This window comes from Achromobacter sp. DMS1, assembly GCF_001270295.1.
In genome coordinates this window covers 6,736-9,044 of record NZ_LHSJ01000252.1, presented here as the reverse complement: position 1 = coordinate 9,044, position 2,309 = coordinate 6,736, and the positions used below count along the sequence as shown (strand labels likewise).

The window sequence follows — 2,309 nt, the reverse complement described above, 5'->3', positions numbered from 1 at the left end:
CGCCGCATGGGCGCGAGGCCCGGGGATCAGGCGGCGGGCTCGGGCTCCCAGCCGCCCGCCGGTGCGGCGCATGCGCGGCCGCCCCCTCGAAAGGCGCAGGCCAGGGGCAGGCGGCCGGCCCGCCTCGTCGACCAGCCGCTCGCGCCACCTCTGCCCCTGCTGCATGGCCACCACGATGCCGGCCACGCGCGCCTCGCACCGCGCAAGCAGCGCCAGCGCCGAGGCCATGGTCTGGCCCGTGCTGACGGCGTCGTCCACCACCAGCACGCGGCGGCCGCGCAGGCAGCCGGCCAGGTTGGGGTCCACGTACAGGCGCTTGCCGGCACCGGGCGTGGTCAGCGAATGCACCGGCACGGACAGCGACTCGTCGTACCAGTATTTGCGCGAGTAGCCGAAGGGGATATAGCGGCTGAACCCCAGCGCGCGCGCCACCAGCGGCGCGAACGCCAGGCCCAGCGTGGGCAGGCCCACCACCAGCTCCGCACCGAAGGCGCGGGCGCGCTGCGCCATGAAGCCGGCCAGCGTTTCCACCACGTCCAGGCTGGCGTGGTTGGCGATCAGCGAGGCCACGCAGCGGCCGGCGTCGCCCGGCACGCCGCGCAGCGGCAGCACCAGGTAGCGCCCATCGGGCAGGCGGGCCGGATAAGCCCGCGCATAAGGCGGATTGGCCGGCACGCGCAGCGTCCCGGCGGTTTCGATGGCCTGCCAATATTCGGTGGTGGGGTCGAACGGCAGGCCGGCGGCGTCCGGCGTCGGCGACACGGTCATGCGCTGCGTCTCCCGGCCGTCAGCCCGCCGGCGCCAGGAACGCCTCGGCCAGCCGCACCCAGTAGCTGGCCGTGACCGGCAGAATGGCGTCGTTGAAGTCGTAGCCCGGGTTGTGCACCATGCAGCCTCCCTCGCCCTCGCCGTTGCCCACAATGAAATAGCTGCCCGGCGCTTCCTGCAGCATGAAGGCGAAATCGTCGCTGGCCTGCAGCGGCTCCAGGTCGGGAATCAGCCAGTCCTCGCCCAGCCAGCGGCGCGCCACCTCTTCGGCAAAGGCGGTGGCCTCGCGGTCGTTGACCACCGGCGGATAGCGCCAGCGGTAGTCCACTTCCACGGTGGCGCGGTGCACCGCCGCCTGCGCCGTGGCGATGGCGGTAATGCGCTCGCGCAACAGGGCGCGGGTCTCGGCGCGCCGCGCGCGCACGGTCAGGCGCAGCTCCACCGATTGCGGAATCACGTTGGGCGCGTCGCCGCCATGAATGGCGCCGATGGTCACCACGGCCATGTCGTTCGGGTCGATCTCGCGCGACACGATGGTCTGCAGGGCCAGCACGATGCCGGCCGCCGCCACCACCGGGTCGACCGCCGCGTGCGGCATCGCGCCATGCCCGCCCACGCCGCGCACGGTGATGATCACCGTGTCCGAGGAACTGTACATGGCGCCGGCCCGGAAACCGAAACGCCCGGCCGGATAGCCCGGCTCGTTATGGAAGCTGTAGACCGCATCGCAGGGAAAGCGCTGGAAGAGGCCGTCCTCGATCATGCGCTGCGCCCCGCCGTGGCCTTCCTCGGCTGGCTGAAAAATCAGGTTGAGCGCGCCCTCGAAGCGCGCGCGCCCGGCCAGCGCGCGCGCGGCGGCCAGCAGCGTGGCGGTGTGGCCGTCGTGGCCGCAGGCGTGCATCTTGCCCGCCAGGCGGCTCGCATAGGGCAGCCCGGTCGTCTCCTGGATCGGCAGGGCGTCCATGTCGGCACGCAGGCCCAGCCGGCGTCCGCCCGCGCCGCGCCGCAACGTGCCCACCACGCCCGTGCCGCCCAGGCCGCGGTGCACCTCGTAGCCCCAGGCGGCCAGGCGCTCGGCCACCAGGTCGCCGGTGGCATGCTCCTCGTAGGCCAGCTCCGGGTGGGCGTGGATGCGATGCCGCAGCGCCACCATCTCGTCCTGGATGGCGCGGATTTCCGGCAGCACCGGGTCTTGTTCGTCCTGCTTCATGGCCGCGTCACTCCTGCCGGATGTGGGCGCGCTCGACGATGCGCGCATAGACCGCCTGCTCCTTGCCCAGGAACGCCCGGAACGCCTCGGGCGTGCCGGCTCCTGGCAGCGCCCCGCCCTCGGCCAGCCGCTGCCGCACGTCCTCCATGCGCAACACCGCGTTCAGCTCGCGGTTGAGCGTCTGCACCACCCCGGGCGGCGTGCCCGCCGGCACGAAGACGCCGGTCCAGGTGTTGAGCTCGAAGCCCTTGAGTTCCGGCGTCTCGCCGAAGGCCGGCACGTCCGGCAGCGAAGGCACGCGCGCGGCCGAGGTCACGCCCAGCGCGCGCAG

3 protein-coding genes are annotated in these 2,309 nt (G+C 73.1%); all 3 read right to left on the bottom strand.

Annotation, left to right across the window (positions count from 1 at the left end; translation table 11 throughout):
* On the bottom strand, positions 1 to 768 hold a 768-nt coding region (locus AD428_RS21525), incomplete at its 3' end, for a phosphoribosyltransferase (RefSeq protein ID WP_082308541.1).
* Positions 769 to 787: 19 nt separating this feature from the next.
* A complete protein-coding gene (locus tag AD428_RS21520; RefSeq protein WP_053246538.1) occupies positions 788 to 1,978 on the bottom strand; it encodes an amidohydrolase in 1,191 nt (396 codons plus the stop codon).
* A gap of 7 nt (positions 1,979 to 1,985) precedes the next feature.
* Positions 1,986 to 2,309: Bug family tripartite tricarboxylate transporter substrate binding protein (locus AD428_RS21515; protein WP_255352291.1), on the bottom strand; the 324-nt coding region annotated here is incomplete at its 5' end.